This is a genomic window from Nocardia sp. NPDC058519 (genome assembly GCF_042719755.1).
Lineage (GTDB): Bacteria > Actinomycetota > Actinomycetes > Mycobacteriales > Mycobacteriaceae > Nocardia.
Genome location: NZ_JBHXNK010000038.1, coordinates 39,308 through 63,194, shown reverse-complemented (window position 1 = coordinate 63,194; position 23,887 = coordinate 39,308). Strand labels below are relative to the sequence as shown.

21 protein-coding genes are annotated in these 23,887 nt (G+C 68.0%); 14 read left to right on the top strand and 7 right to left on the bottom strand.

The window, feature by feature from the left end; genetic code table 11:
* Nucleotides 1-35 precede the first annotated feature (35 nt).
* Entirely contained in the window at nucleotides 36-3,599 is a 3,564-nt protein-coding gene (gene dnaE / locus ACFWPK_RS30320; RefSeq protein ID WP_378921580.1) for a DNA polymerase III subunit alpha, read from the bottom strand.
* A 212-nt stretch (nucleotides 3,600-3,811) separates the two neighbouring features.
* Here dnaE and ACFWPK_RS30315 point away from each other — a divergent pair, with 212 nt between their 5' ends.
* The 8 genes from ACFWPK_RS30315 to ACFWPK_RS30280 all read left to right on the top strand — a co-directional run bounded on the left by ACFWPK_RS30315 (nucleotide 3,812) and on the right by ACFWPK_RS30280 (nucleotide 12,770).
* Complete coding sequence (locus tag ACFWPK_RS30315) at nucleotides 3,812-4,993, top strand: sensor histidine kinase (protein WP_378921587.1); 1,182 nt, start codon at nucleotides 3,812-3,814, stop codon at nucleotides 4,991-4,993.
* Nucleotides 4,994-5,052: 59 nt separating this feature from the next.
* The gene (locus ACFWPK_RS30310) at nucleotides 5,053-5,850 is read left to right on the top strand and encodes a LytR/AlgR family response regulator transcription factor (RefSeq protein WP_378921579.1); all 798 of its coding nucleotides are present in this window, start codon (nucleotides 5,053-5,055) and stop codon (nucleotides 5,848-5,850) included.
* Nucleotides 5,847-6,212 (top strand): hypothetical protein, encoded by a 366-nt coding sequence (locus tag ACFWPK_RS30305; RefSeq protein ID WP_378921577.1) that lies wholly within the window; start codon nucleotides 5,847-5,849, stop codon nucleotides 6,210-6,212. The genes ACFWPK_RS30310 and ACFWPK_RS30305 overlap by 4 nt, the downstream gene beginning before the upstream one ends.
* Before the next feature lie 3 nt (nucleotides 6,213-6,215).
* A complete protein-coding gene (locus ACFWPK_RS30300) occupies nucleotides 6,216-7,970 on the top strand; it encodes a cation acetate symporter (protein WP_378921575.1) in 1,755 nt (584 codons plus the stop codon).
* Nucleotides 7,971-8,121: 151 nt separating this feature from the next.
* The gene (locus ACFWPK_RS30295) at nucleotides 8,122-8,475 is read left to right on the top strand and encodes a DUF485 domain-containing protein (protein WP_378921573.1); all 354 of its coding nucleotides are present in this window, start codon (nucleotides 8,122-8,124) and stop codon (nucleotides 8,473-8,475) included.
* Nucleotides 8,472-10,109 carry a cation acetate symporter gene (locus ACFWPK_RS30290; protein WP_378921571.1) on the top strand — a complete coding sequence of 546 codons (1,638 nt, stop codon included), beginning with the start codon at nucleotides 8,472-8,474 and terminating at the stop codon, nucleotides 10,107-10,109. The genes ACFWPK_RS30295 and ACFWPK_RS30290 overlap by 4 nt, the downstream gene beginning before the upstream one ends.
* A 76-nt stretch (nucleotides 10,110-10,185) precedes the next feature.
* A complete protein-coding gene (acs, locus tag ACFWPK_RS30285; protein WP_378921569.1) occupies nucleotides 10,186-12,090 on the top strand; it encodes an acetate--CoA ligase in 1,905 nt (634 codons plus the stop codon).
* A 47-nt stretch (nucleotides 12,091-12,137) separates the two neighbouring features.
* Nucleotides 12,138-12,770 (top strand): LON peptidase substrate-binding domain-containing protein, encoded by a 633-nt coding sequence (locus ACFWPK_RS30280; RefSeq protein WP_378921567.1) that lies wholly within the window; start codon nucleotides 12,138-12,140, stop codon nucleotides 12,768-12,770.
* A 2-nt stretch (nucleotides 12,771-12,772) separates the two neighbouring features.
* On the opposite strand, the gene ACFWPK_RS30275 is transcribed toward ACFWPK_RS30280, so the two are convergent.
* Complete coding sequence (locus tag ACFWPK_RS30275; protein ID WP_378921566.1) at nucleotides 12,773-13,756, bottom strand: NAD(P)-dependent alcohol dehydrogenase; 984 nt, start codon at nucleotides 13,754-13,756, stop codon at nucleotides 12,773-12,775.
* Nucleotides 13,757-13,961: 205 nt separating this feature from the next.
* Here ACFWPK_RS30275 and ACFWPK_RS30270 point away from each other — a divergent pair, with 205 nt between their 5' ends.
* Complete coding sequence (locus ACFWPK_RS30270) at nucleotides 13,962-14,384, top strand: ubiquinol-cytochrome c reductase iron-sulfur subunit (RefSeq protein ID WP_378921564.1); 423 nt, start codon at nucleotides 13,962-13,964, stop codon at nucleotides 14,382-14,384.
* A 60-nt stretch (nucleotides 14,385-14,444) separates the two neighbouring features.
* Here ACFWPK_RS30270 and ACFWPK_RS30265 read toward each other — a convergent pair whose 3' ends face one another.
* On the bottom strand, nucleotides 14,445-14,915 hold the full coding sequence (locus ACFWPK_RS30265; protein ID WP_378921562.1) for a VOC family protein: 471 nt from the start codon (nucleotides 14,913-14,915) through the stop codon (nucleotides 14,445-14,447).
* A 193-nt stretch (nucleotides 14,916-15,108) separates the two neighbouring features.
* Here ACFWPK_RS30265 and ACFWPK_RS30260 point away from each other — a divergent pair, with 193 nt between their 5' ends.
* The gene (locus ACFWPK_RS30260; RefSeq protein WP_378921560.1) at nucleotides 15,109-15,957 is read left to right on the top strand and encodes a TIGR03619 family F420-dependent LLM class oxidoreductase; all 849 of its coding nucleotides are present in this window, start codon (nucleotides 15,109-15,111) and stop codon (nucleotides 15,955-15,957) included.
* A 13-nt stretch (nucleotides 15,958-15,970) separates the two neighbouring features.
* Here the strand turns inward: ACFWPK_RS30260 and ACFWPK_RS30255 are convergent, their stop codons facing one another.
* Complete coding sequence (locus ACFWPK_RS30255; RefSeq protein WP_378921558.1) at nucleotides 15,971-16,687, bottom strand: hypothetical protein; 717 nt, start codon at nucleotides 16,685-16,687, stop codon at nucleotides 15,971-15,973.
* Nucleotides 16,684-17,637 (bottom strand): hypothetical protein, encoded by a 954-nt coding sequence (locus ACFWPK_RS30250; protein WP_378921556.1) that lies wholly within the window; start codon nucleotides 17,635-17,637, stop codon nucleotides 16,684-16,686. The genes ACFWPK_RS30255 and ACFWPK_RS30250 overlap by 4 nt, the downstream gene beginning before the upstream one ends.
* Before the next feature lie 85 nt (nucleotides 17,638-17,722).
* Between ACFWPK_RS30250 and lspA the strand changes: the two genes are divergently transcribed.
* From lspA to ACFWPK_RS30235, 3 genes are all read left to right on the top strand, one after another.
* Complete coding sequence (gene lspA, locus ACFWPK_RS30245; RefSeq protein ID WP_378921554.1) at nucleotides 17,723-18,340, top strand: signal peptidase II; 618 nt, start codon at nucleotides 17,723-17,725, stop codon at nucleotides 18,338-18,340.
* The gene (locus ACFWPK_RS30240; RefSeq protein WP_378921552.1) at nucleotides 18,337-19,263 is read left to right on the top strand and encodes an RluA family pseudouridine synthase; all 927 of its coding nucleotides are present in this window, start codon (nucleotides 18,337-18,339) and stop codon (nucleotides 19,261-19,263) included. Before lspA ends, ACFWPK_RS30240 begins: the two co-directional genes overlap by 4 nt.
* A gap of 124 nt (nucleotides 19,264-19,387) precedes the next feature.
* The gene (locus tag ACFWPK_RS30235) at nucleotides 19,388-20,083 is read left to right on the top strand and encodes a hypothetical protein (protein WP_378921551.1); all 696 of its coding nucleotides are present in this window, start codon (nucleotides 19,388-19,390) and stop codon (nucleotides 20,081-20,083) included.
* Between the two features lie 62 nt (nucleotides 20,084-20,145).
* On the opposite strand, the gene ACFWPK_RS30230 is transcribed toward ACFWPK_RS30235, so the two are convergent.
* Both ACFWPK_RS30230 and ACFWPK_RS30225 read right to left on the bottom strand, forming a co-directional pair.
* Nucleotides 20,146-20,319: a hypothetical protein gene (locus tag ACFWPK_RS30230; protein ID WP_378921549.1), complete on the bottom strand. Its 174-nt coding sequence runs from the start codon at nucleotides 20,317-20,319 to the stop codon at nucleotides 20,146-20,148.
* A 118-nt stretch (nucleotides 20,320-20,437) separates the two neighbouring features.
* Nucleotides 20,438-22,861, bottom strand: coding sequence for a cation-translocating P-type ATPase (locus ACFWPK_RS30225; protein ID WP_378921547.1), 2,424 nt, complete (start codon nucleotides 22,859-22,861; stop codon nucleotides 20,438-20,440).
* 34 nt (nucleotides 22,862-22,895) lie between these two features.
* Here ACFWPK_RS30225 and rarD point away from each other — a divergent pair, with 34 nt between their 5' ends.
* The gene (gene rarD / locus ACFWPK_RS30220) at nucleotides 22,896-23,813 is read left to right on the top strand and encodes an EamA family transporter RarD (protein WP_378921545.1); all 918 of its coding nucleotides are present in this window, start codon (nucleotides 22,896-22,898) and stop codon (nucleotides 23,811-23,813) included.
* The last annotated feature ends 74 nt before the right edge of the window (nucleotides 23,814-23,887 follow it).

Here is a 23,887-nt window from a genome sequence, read left to right as displayed (position 1 = left end):
AGCGCTGCGGGTGGATTCGCTGTTTGCGAGCTTGCTCAGCCCAGGCAGCCTGGGCCGAGCAGGGCTTTCAGATCGCCCATCAGCGCCGACGACGGGGAGACCCGCCAGGCGTCGTCGAGTTTGAGCATGGTGGTCTTCTCGCGGGCACCGACATGGCGGATGAAGACATCCGAGGTGCCCTGGTGGCGGGTGAGGACCTTCTTGAGCTCGCCGAGCTTGTCGGGCGTGCACATGCGCGTGGTCATCACGACCGCTACCGGCTTGGCCACGCCGATGGCCGAGAGATCCGGCACGACAAGATCGTTGGCGATCAGCGAGATGCGGTCGTCACGCACCGAGACGCGGGCCTTCACCAGCACCACGGCGTCTTCGACCACGTCCATGCCGTACACCGAGTACGACTGCGGGAAGAACAGCACTTCCACACCACCGGTGAGGTCCTCGAGCTGAGCCGAGGCCCAGGCCAGGCCGTTCTTGTTGATGCGGCGGTTCACCGAGGCGAGGATGCCGCCGATGGTCACCTGCGCGCCGTCCTTGACGTCGCCTTCCAGGATCGCCGGGATGGGCGTGTCGACCTGGGCGGCCAGCACGTGCTCGACGCCGTTGAGCGGATGCCCGGACACGTAGAGACCGAGCATCTCTCGTTCGAGGGCGAGCTTGTGCTTGGTCTCCCATTCGTCCTCGGGGACTTTGACGTTGAACACCGACGCCATCGAGTCGTCGCCGTCGTCGAGGCCGCCGAACAGGTCGAACTGGCCGATCGCCTCGGCCTTCTTGGTCGACATCACCGCGTCGATCGCATCGGAATGGATCAGCAGCAGGCCCTTGCGCGGATGCCCGAGGGAATCGAAACCGCCTGCCTTGATGAGGGATTCGGTGACCTTCTTGGAGCAGGCGATCGCGTCGATCTTGTTCAGATAGTCGGAGAAGTCGGTGAACTTCGACTTCTCCTTGCGCGCGGTGATGATCGAGCCGACCACGTTGGTGCCGACATTGCGGACCGCGCCGAGACCGAACCGGATATCGGTGCCAACGGAGGCGAAGTTCAGCTCCGATTCGTTGACATCGGGCGGCAGCACCGTGATGCCCATCTTGCGGCAATCCGACAGGTAGATCGCGGCCTTGTCCTTGTCGTCACCGACGGAGGTGAGCAGGCCCGCCATGTATTCGGCCGGGTAATTGGCCTTGAGATAGGCGGTCCAGAAGGAGACGAGGCCGTAGCCGGCGGCGTGCGATTTGTTGAACGCGTAACCGGCGAAGGGGAGAATCGTGTCCCACAGCGCCTTGATGGCGGGCTCGGAGAAATCGTTGGCGAGCATGCCGTCGCGGAAGCCCGCATAGGCCTCTTCCAGGACAGACAGCTTCTTCTTACCCATGGCGCGGCGCAGAATATCGGCCTGGCCGAGTGAGTACCCGGCCACCTTCTGCGCGATCTGCATGATCTGTTCCTGATAGACGATCAGGCCGAAGGTGTCGGCGAGGATCTCTTTCAGTGGCTCTTCGAGCTCGGGGTGGATCGGTTTGACTTCTTGCCGGTTGTTCTTGCGGTCGGCGTAGTCGTTGTGCGCGTTCATGCCCATCGGGCCGGGGCGGTACAGCGCGAGGACGGCGACGATATCGCCGAAGCCGGTGGGCTGCATGCGGCGCAGCAGATCGCGCATGGCGCTGCCGTCGAGCTGGAACACGCCGAGGGTGTCGCCGCGGGCGAGCAGTTCGTAGGTGGCCGGGTCGTCGAGCGGCAGGTGATCCATGTCGAGATCGATGCCGCGGTTGGCCTTGATGTTCTCCAGGGCGTCACCGATGACGGTGAGGTTGCGCAGACCGAGGAAGTCCATCTTCAGCAGGCCGATGGCCTCACACGACGGGTAGTCCCAGCCGGTGATGATCGCGCCGTCCTGCGCGCGCTTCCACACCGGGATGGCGTCGGTCAGCGGCTCCGAGGACATGATGACCGCGCAGGCGTGCACGCCCGCGTTGCGAATCAGGCCCTCCAGACCGCGCGCGGTCTCGTAGATCTTGGCGACGTCGGGGTTGGAGCCGATGAGCTCGCGAACCTCGGCGGCTTCCTTGTACCGCTCGTGGTCGGGATCGGTGATGCCGGAGACCGAGATGTCCTTGGCCATGATCGGCGGCGGCAGCGCCTTGGTGATCTGGTCGGCGATGGCGAAACCGGGCTGGCCGAACAGGACTCGCGCGGAGTCCTTGATCGCGGCCTTGGTCTTGATGGTGCCGAAGGTGATCACCTGGGCGACGCGGTCGCTGCCCCACTTCTCGGTGGCGTAGCGGACCATCTCACCGCGGCGGCGATCATCGAAGTCGATATCGATATCGGGCATCGACACGCGCTCGGGGTTGAGGAATCGCTCGAAGAGCAGACCGTGCGGGATGGGGTCGATATTGGTGATGCCCATCGCGTAGGCGACCAGCGAGCCCGCGGCCGAACCACGACCGGGACCGACGCGGATGCCGACTTCCAGTGCGTGCTTGATCAGGTCGCCGACGACGAGGAAGTAGGCGGGGAAACCCATTTCGCAGATGACGCCGAGCTCGAAATCGGCGCGCGCCATGTACTCCTGCGACGGGCCGTCGGGGAAGCGGCGATCGAGACCGTCGAAGACTTCCTTGCGCAGCCAGGTGGCCTGGGTGTGACCTTCCGGCACGGGGAAGACCGGCATCCGGTCGCGGTGTGCCCAGACGTCGTCGTAGGGCTGTACGCGCTCGCCGATGAGTTCGGTGTTGTCGCAGGCGCCGGGGACTTCCGCGTCCCAGATCGCGCGCATCTCCGCGGCGGACTTGAGGTAGTAGCCGTCACCGTCGAACTTGAAGCGGGTCGGGTCCGAGAGCGTCTTGCCGGTCTGAATGCACAGCAGCGCTTCGTGGTTGACCGACTGGTCTTTGGTGACGTAGTGGCAGTCGTTGGTGGCGATCGGCGGGATGCCGAGCTGCTTGCTGATGTCGATCAGGCCCTCGCGGACCCGGCGCTCGATGGACAGACCGTGGTCCATCACCTCGAGGAAGAAGTTGTCGGCGCCGAAGATCTCCTGCCACTTCGCGGCGGCTTCGAGCGCTTCGCGATCGTGGCCGAGGCGCAGGCGGGTCTGCACCTCACCCGACGGGCAGCCCGTGGTCGCGATGATGCCCTCGGCGTGCTGGGCGATGATCTCCTCGTCCATGCGCGCCCACTTGCCCAGCTGCCCCTCGATCGAGGCGAGGCTCGACAGCTTGAACAGATTGCGCAGGCCGACGGCGTTCTCGGCGACCATGGTCATGTGGGTATAGGCACCCGAGCCGGAGACGTCGTCGCCCTTCTGGCCCGGATCGCCCCACTTCACTCGCTTGGTGTCGAAGCGCGAGCCCGGTGCGATGTAGGCCTCGATGCCGATGATCGGCTTGATGCCCGCCTTCTTGGCCGAGTTGTAGAACTCCGAGGCGCCGTACATGTTGCCGTGGTCGGTCATGCCGACCGCGGTCATGCCCAACCGATCCGCCTCCGCGAACAGCGGCGAAATCTTCGCCGCACCATCGAGCATCGAGTACTCGGTGTGGTTGTGCAGGTGAACGAACGATCCGGACGGAGCCAAGACGGTCCTTCCTCCCATAGAGTCGGCGGGGGTTGGCCTTGGCATTCTATGCACGGGGGTCCGACAGATTTCGCACTCGGCACGCGCGCCCCGAACCGCACCTCGGCGTGGGTCGGCGTGTCGTGGTGAAGGTCACCGAGGAGCACCCGACCGCGCGATGAAGGCGACCTGAGCCGATTCAGGTGCCCACACCGACATAATCGGTGGGTGTACTCCGATCGGCCCACTCGTTGACCACCTTCATCGTGGCCGCTGTGGTCGTCGCCGCCCTGCTGGTCGTGGCATTACTGGTGTGGCAGCGGACCCAGCGTGTCGTCACCACACCGGCCCAGCGTGCGGTCCACCAAGCGCTGCACACCGCCTCGCTGGCCGCCGTGCCGTTGCGTCGTGGGCTGACCGAGGAGTCCGCGAACGAGGCGGCGCCACACCTGCGTGCCCTCGCCGGTGCCGAGGCGCTGGGTGTAGCCGATGCCGAGGGGACCCTGCTGGCGTGGGACGGTCCGCATACCGGCATGCTCGCGTCGTTCGCCGATGCGGCGCGGCGGGCCGTTGCCGATGAGCGGCCCGTGCTGGTCACCGGCGACGAGCACACGCTGATCGCCCAACCGTTGCCGATCGACACGGGAGCGGCGGTCGGTGTGCTCGGCATGGTGACGACCGGGAAGCCGGGACCGGGCATGCTCGGCGCCGCTGCGGAGGTGGCGCGGTACGCGTGTGGGCAGCTGGAACTCGCCGAGCTCGATGCTTCGAGGTCTCGGGTCGACCGGGCCGAATTGCGTGCGCTGCGAGCCCAGATCAGCCCGCACTTCATCTACAACGCGCTCAATACGATCGCCTCGTTCGTCCGCACCGACCCGGATCGGGCCCGCGAACTGATCCTCGAATTCGCCGACTTCACCCGCTATTCCTTCCGCGCCGCGGGCGAATTCACCGTCCTCGCCGACGAACTGCGCAATATCGAGCGATACCTGGCGCTGGAACAAGCCCGCTTCGGCGACGCCCTCGACGTGCGCTTACGCATCGCACCGGAAGTCCTCGGCGTCGTGCTGCCGTTCCTCGCCTTGCAGCCACTCGTCGAGAACGCGGTCCGGCACGGCCTCGCCGGCGGCGGCCGGGGCGGCCAGCTGAGCATCGTCGCCAGCGACGCGGGCACCGACTGCTTGATCAGCGTCGAAGACGACGGCATCGGTATGGACCCCGACCTGCTGCGCTCCGGCGCCCTCGACGCCGTCGACACCGATTCCGGGCCTGCCCGCACCGGTGAGGCCGCCCACGTAGGCCTGGCCAACGTCGATGACCGCCTGCGTGCCGCCTTCGGCAACGACTACGGGTTGGTCGTGGAAACCGCGCCGGGAGCGGGAACGAAGGTCAGCATGCGGGTACCGAAGTTCCGCGCCGGAATCCGCGCCTGATTCGCACAGCAGGGCAGTTCGACACCGCCACCAAGGGCGCCGGTTACGATGGATGGGTTGTGACCTGGAACACCGAAGAACCCCCGACCGCTCTGCGGGTACTCGCCGTCGATGACGAGAAGCCGGCGCTGGACGAGCTCGTGTATCTGCTGAGCACGCAGGCGGGAGTCGGTGAGATTCATCGGGCGGGTGAGGCGACCGCGGCATTGCGGTTGTTGCGGGCGCATCCGATCGACGCGGTGTTTCTCGATATCGATATGCCGGGGCTCACGGGAATGGAACTGGCGGGAATTCTGTCGGAGTTCGCGGAGCCGCCCGCGGTGGTTTTCGTGACCGCTCACGACGATCACGCGGTGGCCGCCTTCGATTTGGGCGCGGTGGATTATCTGCTGAAACCGTTGCGAGGTGCCCGGTTGGGCGAGGCGGTGCGGCGGATTCTGGCCGGGCGGGTTTCGGTGCCCAGCGCGGTGGATACGGAGTCCGCGCATCCCAGTGAGGTGATTCCGGTGGAGCTCGGCGGGGTGACCACATTGGTGAATCGGGCGGATGTGGCGTGGGTCGAGGCCGATGGGGACTACGCGCGGTTGCATACCGGGAGCGGGTCGCATCTGGTGCGGATTCCGTTGTCGGCGCTGGAATCACGGTGGGCGGACGCCGGTTTTCTGCGGGTGCATCGGTCCTATCTGGTGGCGTTGCGATTGGTGACCGGGTTGCGGAGTGCGGGGAACGCGACGGTGGTGTGTTTGCGGGCCGAGGGGGCGGCGGGCGCGGTGGAGTTGCCGGTGAGCAGGCGGCAGGTGCGTGAACTCAAGCAGCGGCTCGTGCACGGGCCTCGGCAGAACTGGTCGCAACGATGACGGGTCCGCAGCGACCCCCGCGCGAACGGGTGGTGCTGGCGCAGCGGCGGGGTGCCCGTCAGGTGCGCACTCGCACGGAGATGGTCGAGCAGACCGATCTGGGTGCGGCGTTGATCGGTGGGTTGATCCGGGCGCAGCTGGGCCTGGCATTGCGCCTGGGATTGGTGGTGGCGGTCGGGTTCGGCGCACTACCGGTGCTGTTCCGCGTCGACGCGATCGCCGAGGCCACCGTTGTCGGCATTCGCTTGCCGTGGCTGGTTCTCGGCCTCCTGGCGTTCCCGACTCTGTACGCGGTGGGCTGGTTGTATGTTCGCCTCGCCCAACGCAACGAAGACGATTTCCTGGAACTGGCCGGGGACTGACACATGAGCCCCGACAATCCGGCACTGACGGTCGCCGCACTGCTGCTGGCGGCCCTTGCCACTGTCGGCATCGGCGTTTACGGAGTGCGCCTGTCCCGCACGACTTCCGACTTCCTGGTCGCCTCACGCACCGTGGGTTCGCGATGGAACGCGGCGGCGATCTCCGGTGAATATCTGTCCGCGGCTTCCTTTCTCGGCGTCGCCGGATTGATCGCCAAATACGGCGCCGACGCCCTCTGGTACCCGGTGGGATTCACCGCGGGCTATCTGGGCCTGCTGATGTTCGTGGCCGCGCCGCTGCGCCGATCCGGTGCGTACACCGTGCCGGACTTCGCCGAATTCCGGCTCGGGTCGATTCGGTTGCGGCGCATGGCCGCCGGTCTCGTCGTGCTGGTCTGCGCGGTGTATCTGATCCCGCAGTTCCAGGGCGCCGGACTCACTCTGCACATTCTGCTCGGGGTGCCCGCCTGGGTGGGCGCGGTCGCGGTGGGCGCGATCGTCCTGGTGAATGTGATCGGCGGCGGAATGCGGTCGGTGACCTTGGTACAGGCCTTCCAATACTGGCTGAAATTGACGGCCGTGGCGGTGCCGGCACTGGTGCTCGGCATGCACTTCCTCGCCGATGAACGACCGGTCGCAACGCCCGTGCCACCGACCGTCGACGAGCGCACCACCGTCGACATCTCCACCGATGTCGTAGTGCACCTGGATGTTTCGCAGCGGGTCACGATCACCGGGACGCTCGACGGGCAACCCATCGCAGGTCCGGTCGTGCTGACACCGGGCGATCACACCCTCGCCGAAGGTAGCGAGTTGATCCTCGCGTCGGGTTCGGCCGTTCCGGTGGTGGCCGGAGCACCGGCCGACGGCGCGAGCTGGGTGGCGGCCGGCGGCGGCTTCGGCGGACAACATCCGCAGTACCAGGTGTTCTCGCTGATCGTGGCGACCTTCCTCGGCACCATGGGACTGCCACACGTGCTCGTCCGCTTCTACACCAACCGCGACGGCCCGTCCGCTCGCCGGACCGCGCTGACGGTGATCGGGCTGGTCGGCGTGTTCTATCTGTTCCCGATCCTGCTCGGCGTCTTCGCCCGCCTCTACGTGCCACAGCTGCTGATCACCGGCGCCTCCGACGCGGCGGTCGTGCTGCTGCCCGGCGCGGTACTCGGCGGACTCGGCGGACAGTTGCTGGCCGCGTTGGCGGCGGCCGGGGCGATCGCGGCGTTCCTGTCCACCTCGTCGGGGCTGCTGGTCAGCCTGGCGGGCGTGCTCAGTACCGATGTGCTGCGCGGGCGCATCCGGGACTTCCGGCTGGCCGCTCTGGTCGCGGGCCTTGTCCCGCTGACGCTCGCGGTGACCGTGGCGTCCCTCGATCTGTCGCGCACCGTCGCCCTCGCCTTCTCGGTCGCCGCGTCGACTCTGTGCCCGCTGCTCGTCCTCGGTATCTGGTGGCGCGGACTCACCGCGACCGGCGCGGCCGCCGGCATGCTCACCGGCGGCATCACCGCGGGTGGAGCGACCGTGCTGGCGGTGCTCGGTGGCGTCTCCCCCGACCTGGCGAACGGCTGGGCCGCCGCGATCGTCGACTATCCGGGAGCGGTCAGCGTGCCACTGGCCTTCGCGGTGACCATCCTGGTAAGCCTGGCCACCACGGGCCAGGATCCCCGGACGGTAGCCGGAGTCTTCCTGCGCATGCACGCCCCCGAACGGCTCGGGATGAGCGCCGACCGCGACCCCGAAACCACCGCCCACCGGTGATCTTGCGACGACCGTTCGTCGCACCACACCGACCGCTCACCGCACGGTCGGCCACCTTCACCGAGTGACCCACGACACACCATCATGCGGGCACGTCCGGCCCCTTACCGTCATCTCCACGCACGACCCCCTTCACGCTAGGACGACCGGCATGACCCAAACCGACACCGAGGCGCCAGATCCGCGCACGCCGAGTGCCGACGAATGGCTCGCGGTACAAGCGAGTCCGCAGTTCCAAGATCTGCGAAACCGGCTGCGCCGCTTCATCTTCCCGATGACCGCGCTGTTTCTGGTGTGGTACCTGAGCTATGTGCTGCTCGGCGCGTACGCGCACGACTTCATGGCGCGGCCGGTCTTCGGCAACATCAATGTGGGCCTGCTGCTGGGCCTCGGGCAGTTCGCCTCCACGTTCCTCATCACCGGGCTCTACGTCCGTTTCGCCAACCGTGAGCTGGATCCGCGCGCCGCGGCCATTCGCGAAGAACTCGAGGGGGGCCGGGCATGAGCGTCACCCTTGCCGCGTCCGAGACGGTGGGCAACCCCATCGCCAATATCGCTATCTTCCTGCTGTTCGTCGCGGTCACCATGGTCGTGGTGATCCGGGCCAGCCGCAACAATGCCAGTGCCGCGGACTATTTCACCGGTGGGCGCGGCTTCTCCGGCCCGCAGAACGGCGTCGCGATCGCCGGTGACTACCTGTCGGCCGCGAGCTTCCTCGGCATCGCGGGCGCGATCGCCGTCTATGGCTACGACGGGTTCCTGTATTCGATCGGGTTCCTCGTCGCCTGGCTCGTCGCGCTGCTGCTGGTGGCCGAAATGCTGCGCAACACCGGCAAATTCACCATGGCCGACGTGCTCAGCTTCCGGCTGAAGGAAGGCCCGGTGCGCACCGCGGCCGCGCTGACCACCCTCACCGTCTCGCTGTTCTATCTGCTCGCGCAGATGGCGGGGGCCGGTGGCCTGGTCGCGCTGCTGCTCGATATCTCCAGTCGCGCGGGACAATCGGTCGTCATCGCGGCAGTCGGCGTGCTGATGATCGTGTACGTGCTGGTCGGCGGCATGAAGGGCACCACCTGGGTACAGATCATCAAGGCGGTGCTGCTGATCGCGGGCGCCGCGCTGATGACGGTGATGGTGCTGGCCAAGTTCGGCTTCAATTTCTCCGACATCCTCGGTGCCGCACAGGAATCGGTGAGCGATTCCACCAGCAAGGCGGTCGCCGCCCGCGATGTGCTCGCGCCCGGCGCGCAATACGGCGGCAGCGAGATGTCCAAGCTGAACTTCCTGTCGCTCGGCCTTGCCCTGGTACTCGGCACCGCGGGTCTGCCGCACGTGCTGATGCGCTTCTACACGGTCCCGACCGCGAAAGAGGCTCGGCGCTCGGTGGTCTGGGCGATCGGCCTGATCGGCGCCTTCTACCTGTTCACCCTGGTGCTCGGTTACGGCGCGGCGGCCATCGTCGGCCCGGACAAGATCCTCGCCGCGGCGGGTGGCCAGAACTCGGCGGCGCCGCTGCTGGCGTTCGAACTCGGCGGGGTGATCCTGCTCGGGGTGATCTCGGCGGTCGCGTTCGCGACGATCCTCGCGGTCGTGGCCGGACTCACCATCACCGCGTCGGCCTCGTTCGCCCACGACATCTACGCCAGCGTGCTCAAGAAGGGCGAGGTCGACGAGGTCAAGCAGGTGCGGGTCTCGCGGATCACCGCGGTGGTGATCGGTGTGCTCGCGATCGGTCTCGGCATCCTCGCCAACGGCCAGAACATCGCGTTCCTGGTGGCGCTGGCGTTCGCGGTGGCGGCGGCGGCGAACCTGCCGACGATCCTGTACTCGCTGTTCTGGAAGCGCTTCAACACCACCGGCGCGCTGTGGTCGATGTACGGCGGTCTGATCTCGACCATCGTGCTCATCGTGTTCTCGCCCGCGGTGTCGGGCAGCAAGACCGCGATGATCAGTGGTGCCGATTTCGACTACTTCCCGCTGTCCAACCCGGGCATCGTGTCCATTCCGCTGGCGTTCGCGCTCGGCGTGCTCGGCACCTTCCTCGGTGGCCGTGGCGAGCAGGTCGATCAAGCCAAGGCCGCGGAGATGGAAGTCCGGTCCATGACCGGCGTCGGTGCGGAGAAGGCGATCTCGCACTGACGCCAACCCTGCCCGTGCCGGTGGTTCGCCCCACCGGCACGGGCTGTACCCCCACGCTTTCGAAGGAGAATTTCTTGTGACCAGTTACCCGCCTGCCCCGGAGTTCGCAGCGTCGGCCAATGCCGATGCCTCGCTGTACGAGCGGGCGCGCGCCGATCGCGACGGTTTCTGGGCCGAGCAGGCCAACCGGCTGCACTGGCACAAGCCCTTCACCGAGGTACTCGACTGGACCGACGCGCCGGTCGCGCGCTGGTTCGGCGACGGCGAGCTCAACGTCGCCTACAACTGCCTCGACCGCCACGTCATCGACGGGCACGGCGACCAGGTCGCCATCCACTGGGAGGGCGAACCGGGCGACTCCCGCGCGATCACCTACGCCGAGCTGCTCGACGAAGTGTGCAGGGCGGCGAACACTTTCACCGCGCTGGGTCTCGAGGCCGGTGATCGGGTCGCGATCTACATGCCGATGGTGCCCGAAGCCATCGTGACGATGCTGGCGTGCGCGCGACTCGGGCTCACCCACTCGGTGGTCTTCGCCGGGTTCTCCCCCACCGCCTTGCGGCAGCGGGTCGACGACGCCGAAGCCAAATTGATCGTGACCACCGACGGACAGTGGCGACGCGGCAAGCCCGCCGCGCTGAAGTACGCCGTCGACGAGGCGCTGGGCTCGGACCCGTCGACCGTCGAGCATGTGCTGGTGGTGCGCCGGGTCGGCCTGGACGTGCCGTGGACCGAGGTTCGCGACCTGTGGTGGGACGAAACCGTCGCCGTCGCTTCACCTTCCCACGAAGCGCAAGCCTTCCCCGCCGAACACCCGCTGTTCATCCTCTACACCTCCGGCACCACCGGAAAACCCAAGGGAATCCTCCACACCACCGGCGGATACCTCACCCAGACCGCCTACACCCACCACAACGTCTTCGACCACAAAGCCGGACAAGACGTCTACTGGTGCACCGCCGACATCGGCTGGGTCACCGGACACAGCTACATCGTCTACGGACCACTCGCCAACCGCGCCACCCAGGTCGTCTACGAAGGCACCCCCAACTCCCCCGACGAACACCGCCACTTCCAGATCATCGAAAAATACGGCGTCACCATCTACTACACCGCGCCCACGCTGATCCGCACGTTCATGAAATGGGGCCGCGAGATCCCCGACGCCCACGACCTGAGCACCCTACGACTGCTCGGCTCCGTCGGCGAACCCATCAACCCCGAAGCATGGCGCTGGTACCGGGAAGTGATCGGCGCCAACAAGACTCCGATCGTCGATACCTGGTGGCAGACCGAGACCGGCGCCATCATGATCTCGCCCCTGCCGGGCGTCACCGCGACCAAACCCGGCGCCGCGATGGGCCCGCTACCGGGGATCTCCGCCGAGGTCGTCGACGACGAGGGCACGCCGCTCGGTCTCGACGAATCCGGTCTGCTCGTCCTGGATCAGCCGTGGCCGTCGATGCTGCGCGGCATCTGGAACGACATGGACCGCTACCGCGAAACCTATTGGCAGCGTTTCGCTTCCGAAGGCTGGTACTTCGCCGGGGACGGCGCCAAGCTCGACGCCGACGGCGATCTGTGGATCCTGGGGCGCGTCGACGACGTGATGAATGTGTCCGGTCACCGCATCTCCACCGCCGAGGTGGAATCCGCGCTGGTCGGGCACCCGGCCGTCGCCGAGGCCGCCGTGGTCGGTGCGGCCGACGAGACCACCGGTCAAGGGATCGTCGCCTTCGTCATCCTCACCGGTTCGGCCGGTGTGGCCGAGGCGCTCGTCGCCGAGCTCGAGGCGGCGGTCTCGCTGGAGATCAGCCCGATCGCGCGGCCGCGCGAGATCCACATCGTGCCGGAGCTGCCCAAAACGCGCAGCGGCAAGATCATGCGCCGATTGCTGCGCGATGTCGCCGAAGGGCGCGAACTCGGCGACACCTCGACACTGGTCGACCCGACGGTGTTCGAATCGATCGCCACCGCGTGAGCGCGCCGGATGGGCCGGGACTTCGCGACACCGGGCATGCTGGGACGGTGGAGATACCTATGTTCCCGCTGGGCGCGGTGCTGCTACCCGGTGAGTCGCTGTCGTTGCAGATCTTCGAGCCGCGGTACGTGGCGCTGGTCGAGGACTGCACGGACGGGCGGCGGGAGCCGGAATTCGGCGTCGTGCTGATCGCGCGCGGGCACGAGGTGGGCGGTGGTGAGGTGCGCACGGAGGTGGGCACCGTCGCCCGGATCACCGAGGTCATCGAGCTGCCCGGTGCGCGATACCGCTTGCGTTGCAAGGGTACCGACCGCATCCGCATCGACAAGTGGCTCGTCGACGCCCCGTACCCCCAGGCCGAAGCCGCGCACTGGCCCGACGGCCCCGGCGCCGACGACAGCGCGCTGCTGGCGGGTCTGCGTGAACGCGCGGACCGCCTGCACACCCTGACGGCCCAGTTCGCGCGCCGCAACGGCATCCGCCGCCCGCCGCCCTCGGCCTCGCTGGAGGACCTGTCCGACGATCCGACCACCCGCTCCTACGAGCTCGCCGCTCGCCTGCCGATCGGCCCGACCGACCGCCAGTCGGCCCTGTCCGCCCCGGATCCGCACAGTCGGCTCGCGGCGCTGTCCACCTCCGTCGACGACGCGATCGCGATGATGGAGTTCCGCCTGCTGTGAGGTCAGCCCGCCGACGCGATGGTGATCACGATCTTCGCGCGAGCGTGCTCGGTCTCCATGTACTCGATGGCGGCCGGCGTTTCGGCCAGCGGATAGGTCCGGTCGACGGCCGGGCGGAGCAGACCCGACTCGATCAGTTCGCGGAGCTCGGTGAGTGACTGCGACGTCTGTTCCGCCATGGGAACACGGATAGCCGGTTTCACGAACGGTCGAGCCAGCTGACCGCGCGCGAGCAGGCCGACCGGACCGAACCAGCTGCCGCCGTCGAAGTCGCCGCCACCGGACAGGACCAGTGTGCCGGTGGATTCGACCAGGCGGAGCAGTGCACGCAGGGTCCGGGTTCCGGCCAGGTCGAGGACGGTGTCGTAGCGGCCGGTCACGGTGTCGCGGGTGTAGTCGAAGACCTGCTCCGCGCCGAGCGACCGCGCCGCCTCCACATTGCGGGTGCTACACACCGCGGTGACCCGCGCGCCCCGAGCTCGGGCGATCTGGACCGCGAAGGTGCCGACCCCACCGGACGCGCCGATGATCAGCACCCGCTCACCGTCGCCGACATGACGCAGGCAGGTCAGGGCGGTATTGGCGGCCAACGGCACCGCCGCCGCTTCCTCGAAGCTCAGATTCGCCGGTTTCCGGTCGAGCAACTTCCGCGGCACCGCGAGGTACTCCGCGAACGAACCGCTGACCGCCTCGCCGAATACCTCCTCGCCCACGGCCAGGTCCGAGACACCGTCGCCCACTGCCTCGACCGTCCCCGAGAAGTCCCCGCCCTGCACCGGGTTCGCCGGTCCCCGGCGACCGAACACCGACCGGTCCATCCATCGCGCGATCTTCGGGTCTCCCCGCATCACATGCCAATCCCGCGCATTCACCGACGCGGCGCGCACCCGAACCAGCACCTCCCCCGCGCCCGCCGACGGCCGCTCGACCTCGGCCACCGCCAACATCGCCGATGAACCGTATACCTGCTGCGTAATCGCCCTCACACCGAGAACGCTAGGCGCCCCGACCACCCGCCCACATCAGGGAATCCCCTGATGTGGGCGGAGATTTCACGCCATGTCCGGAACTGACCCGCGTGACTTCGGAATCGGTCGAACCGGGAGGGGGTGTGGGCCGTTGACAGGGAAGGAGCCGGTCGGCGTGCGTCGCGGACCGGGCGGCCGCACCAACTGAATCGGAGAACGACCGATGACCATCAACGACTACTCGCCGAACCGCCGCACCGTCTTCGTGGGTGCGGGCGTACTGGCCGCCGCGGCGACGCTGACCGCGTGCGGTACCTACGAGAAGAACGAGGCGGCGCCCGCCAGGGCCGCCGAACCAGGGGCACCCGCCGGTGCGCTGATCAAGGCGGCCGATGTTCCGGTGGGCGGCGGGGTGATCGTCGGCGACACCGTTGTCACCCAGCCGACCGCGGGCACTTTCGTCGGGCTGTCATCGACCTGCACGCACGCTGGGTGCAAGGTCGCCACGGTGGCGAACGGCACCATCAACTGCCCGTGCCACGGCAGCCGATTCGGGCTCGACGGAGCCGTGCGCGGCGGCCCCGCGAACCAGCCGCTGCCAGCCAAACCCGTTCGCGTCGAGGGGGACTCGATCGTTGCCGGGTAACCCGACCGCGCACCACACCCGCACCGCGGCAAAGCGGGCGGTGCGGGTGTGGCGATGCGATCAGCCGGCGGCGTCCATCATCTCGGACATGCGCCGTTCCATCTCTTCCGGCGAGACGTCTTCGATGTGGGTGGCCACGGTCCAGCGGTGACCCCACGGGTCTTCGAAGGCGCCGCTGCGGTCGCCGTAGAACTGGTCGGTCATGGGGGTGATCGCGGTGGCGCCCGCGGTGAGCGCCGCGGCGAAGGCGGCGTCGGCGTCGGCGACGTAGACCATCAGGTTCACCGGGGACCCGCCGACGGACTTCGGGTCGCTGAAGCCGATCTCGGGCACCGGGTCGCCGACCATCAGTACCGAGTCGCCGACCAGCAACTCGCTGTGGACGATGGTGCCGCCGGGGCCGTCCATCTTCATGCGCACGGTCGCGCCGAAGATCGCGGTGTAGAAGTCGATCGCCGCGCCGGCTCCCGCGCACGCCAGCCCGGGACAGATCCGCGGATAGCCGTCGGGGAAGGGGGAAACATCAGACATCGGATACCTCCGTGTCGAGAGTGATGCTCGGACGACCACCAGCGTATTCCCCTCGCCTGATCGGGGAAAGGCTGCCGGACTCTTCGGCAGGTCGGTGAGATCAGGACTAGTAGAACTCGTTTTACTCCTGTAGAACTTGTTGCAGGTTATAGAACCTGTTTCAGTTTTGCTGTCGAAGTCGGAGGGCCGGGACGTGCGCTACGGGGTTGTCTTGTTCACCAGTGACCGGGGCATCACGCCCGCCGATGCGGCGAAGGCCGCCGAGGACGCCGGATTCGACGCGTTCTACGTCCCCGAGCACACCCATATTCCGGTGGTGCGGGCCGCAGCCCATCCCCAGACCGGGGATTCCTCGCTGCCCGACGACCGGTACCTGCGCACGCTCGACCCGTGGGTCGCGCTGGCCACCGCCGCCGCGGTCACCGAGCGGATCACCTTGTCGACGGCGGTGGCGCTGCCCGCCGAGCACCACCCGATCACCCTCGCCAAGACCATCGCCTCCCTCGATCACCTGTCCGGCGGGCGGGTGGAACTGGGTGTCGGATTCGGCTGGAACACCGATGAACTCGCCCATCACGGCGTTCCCGCGAACAAGCGGCGCACGGTATTGCGCGAGAACCTCGACGCGATGCGGGCACTGTGGTCGCAGGAGGAAGCCGAATTCGCCGGTGACTTCGTGAAATTCGGACCGAGCTGGTCCTGGCCGAAGCCGGTGCGCGCCGGGGTCCCGGTGTTGCTCGGAGCGGGCGGTACCGAGAAGTCGTTCGGCTGGCTGGCGGCCAATGCGGACGGCTGGATCACCACCCCGACCGAAGGCGACCTCGGCGCCAAAGTCGAACTCCTGCACCGGGTCTGGAAGGACGCGGGCCGCGACGGCACCCCTCGGGTGATCGCGCTGGCGGGTCGTCACGATGCCGAGCAACTCGCTCGCTGGGCCGACCTCGGCGTCACCGAGGTGGTCTTCGGTCTTCCTGATAAGAGTGCCGAGGACGTCCGTGGTTATCTCGGCCACCTCGGCGGGAAACTCGCTGTCGCGGCGTGAATCCGAACGGGTGTCAGCCGCGGAGTTTGCGCACCTGAGCCGCGGTGAGATCGGCGAGCACGCCGGGGTCGACGACCTCCGGCGCGGTGACGACCACCTGAACCAGCGTGTTCCCCACCTGGACAAGTGATGTCGCCGAGGTGAGCGTGAGCCCCTCACTCGTGGCGGTCAGGGTGAACGCCGAGCCCGCGTCGCCCGCGGGCGGCTGCGCGAGCGCGCTGGTTCGATACTCGATCCGCACCCCGGCGTCGTCACCCGAGTAGCTGGTACAGCGCCGGGGCTGGGCCTGGAGCGCGTCGAACGCCGGGGCCAGCGCCGCGTCCGGATAGCTCGCGGCATCGATGTCGATGGTGGCGAAGCTGGGCCCGGCGAACTGTACCGACGCGGCGGCGGCCGACCCCGGCCACTGCTGCGCGATCGGCAAGAGCAGACGCCCACAGTCCGGCGGATCCGTCAGCGCCGCGGGCGGCACCGCGGGCTCGCCGGACTCATCGCGCGGCGGCACCACCGCGAATTCACCGGGCAGATCCGTCGCGGCGAGCAGACCGGCCGACAACTGCGCCGCATCACGAACAACGGCGCCGGTTCCGGGTGCGGCCGTGACCGCCGCGGAGAACGGACCCGATCCCGGCGAGGCCACCGTGTCGTCGGATCCGCAGCCAACGATCCCGGCCAACCCGACGCACGCCGAAACAGCCGCGCCGACGCGCAGCGAAACCACCCGCATCATTCCGTCCAGGTCACCCGTGTCGACTGCGTCTGCACCAACGTGCTCACACTGCGCGCGTCCCGATAGGTCTGCTGTCCACCGATCTCGATGGAGCCCGAAACCGGCAGCGGCATACCGAGATCGATGGTGATCGAGCCGACGCCTTCCATCACGTAACCGTCGATGTCGAGCTCACCCGCGTCGTTGGGCAACTCCCACACATTGTCGGTGGGCGTCTGATTCACCTGCAGATCGATGGTGAGCCGGTCGCCCTCCCGGCTGGTGAGCGTGGCCGTGGTGATCTGGTCCAGGGTGACCCCGCCGGTGATCTTCTGGTGCACCGTCCACACCGCACCGATCCCGACGGGCTGGTCCGGGAACGCGATCGACTGATACACAGCCTGGTAGAAGGCCTGCTCGAGCGCGGCCCGTGCCGTATTCGGGGTGTCCGGTGACGGTGCCATGCGCAGTTCGGTGATCGCGCCGAGGTCGCTCATCCCCAGACCGGCGTGTGAACCGTCGGCGGAGGTGAACGCCTTGTTGAGCGCGGGGTCGGGGGTGGTGACCGCGCCGACGGTGAGGTCGACGCCGTCGGTGCCCGTGCGCGCGACCATCGGGATGGTCAGCGCGGCGGGCGAGAAGTCGCGGACAGGCTGATCGTTGACCTGCTGCTGGATCCGGTAGTCGGTGCGCAGCGTCACTTCCTGGGTGGTGCCCGCGGCATAGCGCGGTCGCAATAGATCTCGCGGCTCTTCGCCGGGCGAGACCATCGTGGTGACCGCGGCCGAGATCGGCACGGTGACTTCCTTGCCGATGCCGAGCGGCTCGGTGCCGTCGACCTCCGCGGCAGGGGCCGAGCGGTCGGCGCACCCGGCGCCGAAGGTCGCGAACCCGAGCACGAGCGCCACCAGTAACACCCCGGGGCGCGCGATGCGGGGTAAGCGAGATCTAGACAACACCGTCACAGCCATCAGGGTACGACCGCTTCCTGAGTAACACCTGGGACTCCCCGGCACCGCGGCGAAGGCCAGATCACCACTAGGGAATGATGGACGCGTGAGTGAAGACCGGCCAACCGACAACGCTGCCGTCCCCGAGACCGGCGACGACTCAGCGGCACCGGCGGCCCCTGCCGCACCCGAGACGGCCGAGACGGCGAAACCCGCTGGTCGCCGCCGTTTGACGACGCTGCTGATCATCGCCGTCGTCCTGTTCGGGCTCGACCTGCTGACCAAGTGCCTCGCGGTCGCCCTCATCGACCCGGGCGAATCGGTGCCGATCATCGGCGATTTCGCGCGGTTCACCCTGGTGCGCAACCCGGGCGCGGCGTTCTCGATGGCGACCGGCATGACCTGGCTGCTCACCCTGATCGCCGCCGCGGTGGTGATCGGTGTGATCCGGATCGGGCGCACCCTGCGTTCGCTGTGGTGGGCCATCGGCCTCGGCATGGTGCTCGGCGGGGCGCTGGGCAACCTGGTGGACCGGATCTTCCGATACCCAGGCCCGCTGCAGGGCCATGTGGTCGACTTCGTCGCCATCGGCTGGTGGCCGGTCTTCAACGTCGCCGACTCGGCCATCGTGTGCGGGGCGATCCTGCTGGTCGCGCTCACCGTGTTCGGTTTCGAACCGGACGGCACCCGCAGCGGTCGCAAACACACCGAGGAGACCGTATGAGAGAAACCAGAACCATGCCCGTCCCCGATGGACTCGACGGGATGCGGGTGGACGCGGGACTCGCCCGCCTGCTCGGCCTCTCGCGGACCGCGGTCGTGGCGCTGACCGAGGACGGCTCGGTACAGATCGACGGGGTCGCCGCGGGCAAGTCCGACCGGCTCACCGCGGGCGCGTGGCTGGAAGTGATCTTCCCCGAACCCAAGCGGGCACTGACGGTCGAGGCCACTCCCGTCGACGGGATGAACATCCTCTACGCCGACGACGACATCGTCGCCGTGGACAAGCCGATCGGCGTCGCCGCGCACTCCGGTGTCGGCTGGACCGGACCGACCGTGGTCGGCGGCCTGGCGGCGATGGGTTATCGCATCTCCACCTCGGGCGCGCACGAACGGCAGGGCATCGTGCACCGGCTCGACGTCGGCACCTCCGGTGTGATGGTGGTGGCACAATCCGAACACGCTTACACGATGCTCAAGCGCGCCTTCAAGGAACGCACGGTCGACAAGCAATACCATGCACTCGTGCAGGGACACCCGGATCCGAGCAGCGGCACCATCGACGCGCCGATCGGGCGCGCGCGGGGCAATGCCTGGAAGTTCGCGGTGACCGGCGACGGCAGGCCCAGCGTCACCCATTACGACACCCTTGAGGCGTTCCAGGCGGCCAGCCTGCTCGACGTCCACCTCGAGACCGGCCGCACGCACCAGATCCGGGTGCACTTCTCGGCGGTCCGCCACCCCTGCGCGGGTGACCTCACCTACGGCGCCGACCCGACGCTGGCCAAACGCCTCGGCCTGGAACGGCAGTGGCTGCACGCGCGCCAGCTCGGCTTCCACCATCCCGCCGACGGTCGCTGGCTCGAGATCACCAGCGAGTACCCCGACGATCTGGCGGGCGCCCTGGACGTATTACGCAATGCCTGACGACCCGCGGTCGTCCGAACCGGCGCCGGATACGGCGCCGGACGACCGCGGGGAACCGCCCGCCGAGCAGGCGGGAGCAGCGATGGACGACAGCGCGAGCACATCCTCGGAGAATCTCGGGAACATGCCGGCGGAGCCGGCATCGCAGGCCGACGACGATGGCGGATTCTCCCGACGCAATGCCGCCTTCTACGCGATCGCGGCCATCGGCGCGGTGATCCTGCTGGTTGTCGCCTACCGCGAACCGGCGCCCACGTCGGCGGTGGCGACCGATCGGCTGGGGCCCGCACCCGGCGAGCAGGTTCAGCAATACCTCGGCGACGCACGGGCTTCCCTCGGCGGTGCCGACACCGACCCGCACTGGGCGCTGGTGTCTTTCGCCGAATACCTGACACCCCAACAGATTCCGGCCGCGGCCGCTGGGTTGCGGGTTTCCGGGGTGATCCAGCACGTGCCCGTCGAGCGGGTGCAGACACCGGTGATCACGGTCGCCACCCCGGGCGGCGACGAGGCAGCGGTGAATTCCGGCGACGCGGCCGCGGGCCTGGTCGCGGCACAACAGTTCCGCGATCAGCGCAGCGCCGAGATCGCCCATCTCACCGAGACCCGCCTGCGCGCGGGCTGCGCGTGCACGGCGGGCATCATCGTGCGCGGCACGCTCCCCCAATTACGTGACCTGGCAACACAATCGGGAGTCAGGGCGGTGCAGGCGCTGCCCGCCGACGCCGTCGCGGGCCGGTTCGCGGTGAGCCCGTTGCTGCCGGGCAGCACCGATACCGTCACCCCGAACCCCGATGACGGCCCGGTGCCGACCGAGTAGTACGCCGGTCGAGGCCACGACTGTCCTTGAATCGCAACGGTGTTCGCCGATGCTGGAGCCGCCTACGGACGATCGGTGGCGCGGCGCGTATCGGCCAGTTCCCACAGCGTGCGCGCCCGGTCCACATCGCCGGCGTGGTCGTAGGCACCCGCCATCAGTTCGAGCGCACCGGCATCGAGCCGGTCGAGCTGCACGATGAGGCCGGAAAACAGATCGTCGAGTTCGTCGGGGGTCACCGGGTGGTCCCGAGACGATGCGACAGCGTTACCTCCATAACCGGCAAAGGTACTCCAACACCGAATGTCCATCCGGCACAAGGGTTCTCGAATCGATTACGTTCGGGTCAGTGATTCCTCACGCGCCCTGCGCACCGACCGGGGGAAAGAACTTGCCCGCGCCGCCGGAACGCCGTGCCTGCACCCACCACGCCAGCTCGACCAGCACGATGCCGATCACACCGCACACCACCGCGGCCAGCGTCAGGCGCGGGTTGGAGGGGTCGAGTTTGAAGAACTCGCGGGTGAACGGGATCGTGAACAGCGCGACGTAGGCCAGCACCGATACCGCGATCAGCACCACCTTCCACCACACATACGGCCGCGCCACCAGCACGAGCACCCACACCGCGATCATGATCAGCGTGATCAGCGCGGTGGTGCCCGCCTGCACCTTCTGGGTCTCGGAGGCTTCCGGTCCCGCGTAGGCGATGAGGTAGGACACGAAGGTCGCGACGCCGATCACCACGCCGGAGGGCACCGCGAGGCGCATCACCCGGCCGACGAAGCCGGTGCGGGCGCGCTCGTTGTTGGGCGCGAGCGAGAGCACGAACGCGGGGATGCCGATGGTGAACCAGGCCGCGATGGTGACGTGGCGCGGCAGGAACGGGTAGCCGATGGGGTCGTAGCCGAAGATCTGCGAACCGACGCCCGCCAGGCCGACGAGGAAGGCCAGCAGCACCGAGTACACGGTCTTGGTGAGGAACAGGTTCGAGACGCGTTCGATATTGCCGATTACCCGGCGCCCCTCGCCCACCACATACGGCAGGGTCGCGAACTTGTTGTCCAGCAACACGATCTGCGCCACCGCGCGGGTCGCGGGGCTACCGGCGCCCATCGCGACACCGATATCGGCATCCTTGAGCGCCAGCACGTCGTTGACGCCGTCACCGGTCATGGCGACGGTGTGCCCGCGCGACTGCAAGGCGCCGACCATGGCGCGCTTCTGATCGGGACGGACACGGCCGAAGGTGGTTTCGTGATCGAGGACGTCGGCGAGCGCGGCCGGATCGTCGGGCAGGGTGCGCGCGTCGACGGCGTGGTCACCGCCGGGCAGGTCCAGCGACGTGGCGACGGCACCTACGGACACGGCGTTGTCGCCGGAGATCACCTTGATCGAGACCTGCTGGCTCGCAAAGTATTCCAGGGTCTCCTTGGCGTCGGGACGCACCTTCTGCTCGAGCACCACCAGCGCGGCGGGCTCGACCCGGCCTGGCGCGTCGTCGGCGTCGACCGGACGGTCGCTGCGGGCCAGCAGCAGTACACGCAGACCCGACGAGCCGAGCTGTTCGGCGTGGGCGGCATCGGCGGAGGTGGGATCGAGCAGCACATCGGCGGCGCCGAGCAGCCAATCACCGTGGGCGCCATAGGAAACGCCGCTCCACTTCTTCGCCGAGGAGAACGGTGCGACGGCGGTCTGCGACCAGCCGGGCGAGTCGGGCAGCGCTTCGGCGATGGCCTGGACACTGGCATTGGGGCGCGGGTCGTCGCTCGCGAGCGCCGCCAGTGCGGCCTGCACCTGCGCCTCGTCGAACGCGCCGAGCGGTTCGACCTGCGCCAGACGCATGCCGTTCTCGGTGAGGGTGCCGGTCTTGTCGGCGCACACCACGTCGACGCGGGCCAGGCCCTCGATCGCGGGCAGTTCCTGTACCAGGCACTGACGTTGACCCAGGCGCACCACACCGACCGCGAAGGCGATCGAGGTCATCAGCACCAGACCCTCGGGGACCATCGGCACCAGTGCGGCGACCATCCCGGTCACCGCGGGACGCCACGATTCCCCGCTCGAGACCAGCTGGTTGTAGATGCTGAGCAGACCGGCCGGGATGAGCAGGTAGGTGATGAATTTCAGGATCTTGTCGATGCCCGAACGCAATTCGGAGTGCACCAGCGTGAACTTGCTGGCCTCCTCGGCCAGTTTCGCGGCGTAGGCGTCCTTGCCGACCTTGGTCGCGCGGTAGGCGCCCGAACCCGACACCACGAAGCTGCCCGACATCACCGGCGCGCCGATGCCCTTGTCGATCGGGTCGGCCTCACCGGTCAGCAGCGACTCGTCGATCTCGAGCGCGGCGGCCTCTTCGACCTCGCCGTCGACCACGATCTGATCGCCGGGGCCGAGCTCGATCAGATCGTCGAGCACCACCTCGCCGGGCGCGACCTGATGGGCGACGCCGTCGCGGCGCACCGTCGGTTTGGCCTGGCTGACGATCGCCAGCTCGTCCAGGGTTCGCTTCGCCCTGACCTCCTGGATGATGCCGACCGCACTGTTGGCCACGATGAGCAGACCGAACATGCCGTCGATGATCGAACCGGTCGAGAGCACCAGCAGGAACAGCACGCCGAGAATGGCATTGATACGGGTGAAGACATTCGCGCGGACGATCTCGCCGACCGAACGACTCGCCCTGGCCGGGACATCGTTGGTGCGCCCGTCACGGCGGCGCTCATCGACCTGTGCTGCGGTGAGCCCGGCGGCGGCGGGCTCCTGCACGGATATGGACATGCTCGCCAGATTAGCCGGTCGTATCATGGGATGAATGCAGCGCAGCTCATCCCCGCCCGGTGTCGTTTTCGGTGCGGGGGCCTATCTCATCTGGGGCTCGTTCGCCGCCTTCTTCGGGCTGCTGTCGTTCGCCTCGCCTGCCGAAGTGGTGGCGCAGCGGATCGTCTGGACGCTGGTCGTGGTGCTGCTCGTGCTCACCCTGACCGGGCGGCTGGGCGGGTTGCGCGGGATCGATGCCAGGACCTGGCGAATGGCCGCGGCCGCCTCGGCGGCATTGTCGCTGAACTGGGGTGTGTACGTCTTCGGCGTCACCACCGGGCACATCGTGGAATGCGCGCTCGGCTACTTCATCAACCCGCTGGTCACCGTCGCCATCGGGGTGCTGCTGTTCCGGGAACGGCTCACCAGGGCGCAGTGGGTGGCGCTGGGGCTCGGTGCGCTGGCGGTGGTGGTGCTGACCGTCGATTACGGAAGGCCGCCGGTGATCGCGTTGATCCTGGCCTGCTCGTTCGCCGCCTACGGGCTGGTGAAGAAGGTGATCCGGCTCGACGCGCTCCCCGGCATCGCGGCCGAGGGCATAGTGGCCGTGCCGTTCGCGCTGGCGTTCCTGATCGTCCTGATGGCCACCGGTCGTAGTGAGATGACCTCCGGCCCCGCCCATTTCGGTCTCATGCTCGCCACCGGGCCGGTCACCCTGCTGCCGCTGCTGCTGTTCGCGGTGGCGGCCAAGCGGGTCCCGCTCTCGACCATGGGCATCCTCCAGTACCTCACCCCGGCCCTGCAGATGGCCTGGGGCGTGGCGGTCATGCACGAACCCATGCCTGCCTCACGCTGGGCCGGATTCGCCCTGATCTGGGCGGCGCTGGCGGTGTTCACCACCGACGCCCTGCTGCGGGGGCGGCGCAACCGGCAGCTCTCGGTGGCCGAGGCGACGGACGCGACCGCGCATTAGCTCGATTCGGTGTCACCCCGGCGCGACTCGCCGGTGGATCGCATGCCGACCGGTAGGCTCGCTAGTCGGACAAT

Coding starts and splice junctions, on each gene's coding strand:
- ACFWPK_RS30255 (WP_378921558.1), bottom strand. CDS start 16,687: ATGATGCGGGTGGTTTCGCTGCGCGTCGGCGCGGCTGTTTCGGCGTGC.
- ACFWPK_RS30300 (WP_378921575.1), top strand. CDS start 6,216: ATGAGCCCCGACAATCCGGCACTGACGGTCGCCGCACTGCTGCTGGCG.
- ACFWPK_RS30295 (WP_378921573.1), top strand. CDS start 8,122: ATGACCCAAACCGACACCGAGGCGCCAGATCCGCGCACGCCGAGTGCC.
- ACFWPK_RS30305 (WP_378921577.1), top strand. CDS start 5,847: ATGACGGGTCCGCAGCGACCCCCGCGCGAACGGGTGGTGCTGGCGCAG.
- ACFWPK_RS30250 (WP_378921556.1), bottom strand. CDS start 17,637: ATGGCTGTGACGGTGTTGTCTAGATCTCGCTTACCCCGCATCGCGCGC.
- ACFWPK_RS30235 (WP_378921551.1), top strand. CDS start 19,388: ATGCCGGCGGAGCCGGCATCGCAGGCCGACGACGATGGCGGATTCTCC.
- ACFWPK_RS30240 (WP_378921552.1), top strand. CDS start 18,337: ATGAGAGAAACCAGAACCATGCCCGTCCCCGATGGACTCGACGGGATG.
- dnaE (WP_378921580.1), bottom strand. CDS start 3,599: ATGGGAGGAAGGACCGTCTTGGCTCCGTCCGGATCGTTCGTTCACCTG.
- ACFWPK_RS30225 (WP_378921547.1), bottom strand. CDS start 22,861: ATGTCCATATCCGTGCAGGAGCCCGCCGCCGCCGGGCTCACCGCAGCA.
- rarD (WP_378921545.1), top strand. CDS start 22,896: ATGCAGCGCAGCTCATCCCCGCCCGGTGTCGTTTTCGGTGCGGGGGCC.
- ACFWPK_RS30270 (WP_378921564.1), top strand. CDS start 13,962: ATGACCATCAACGACTACTCGCCGAACCGCCGCACCGTCTTCGTGGGT.
- ACFWPK_RS30290 (WP_378921571.1), top strand. CDS start 8,472: ATGAGCGTCACCCTTGCCGCGTCCGAGACGGTGGGCAACCCCATCGCC.
- ACFWPK_RS30265 (WP_378921562.1), bottom strand. CDS start 14,915: ATGTCTGATGTTTCCCCCTTCCCCGACGGCTATCCGCGGATCTGTCCC.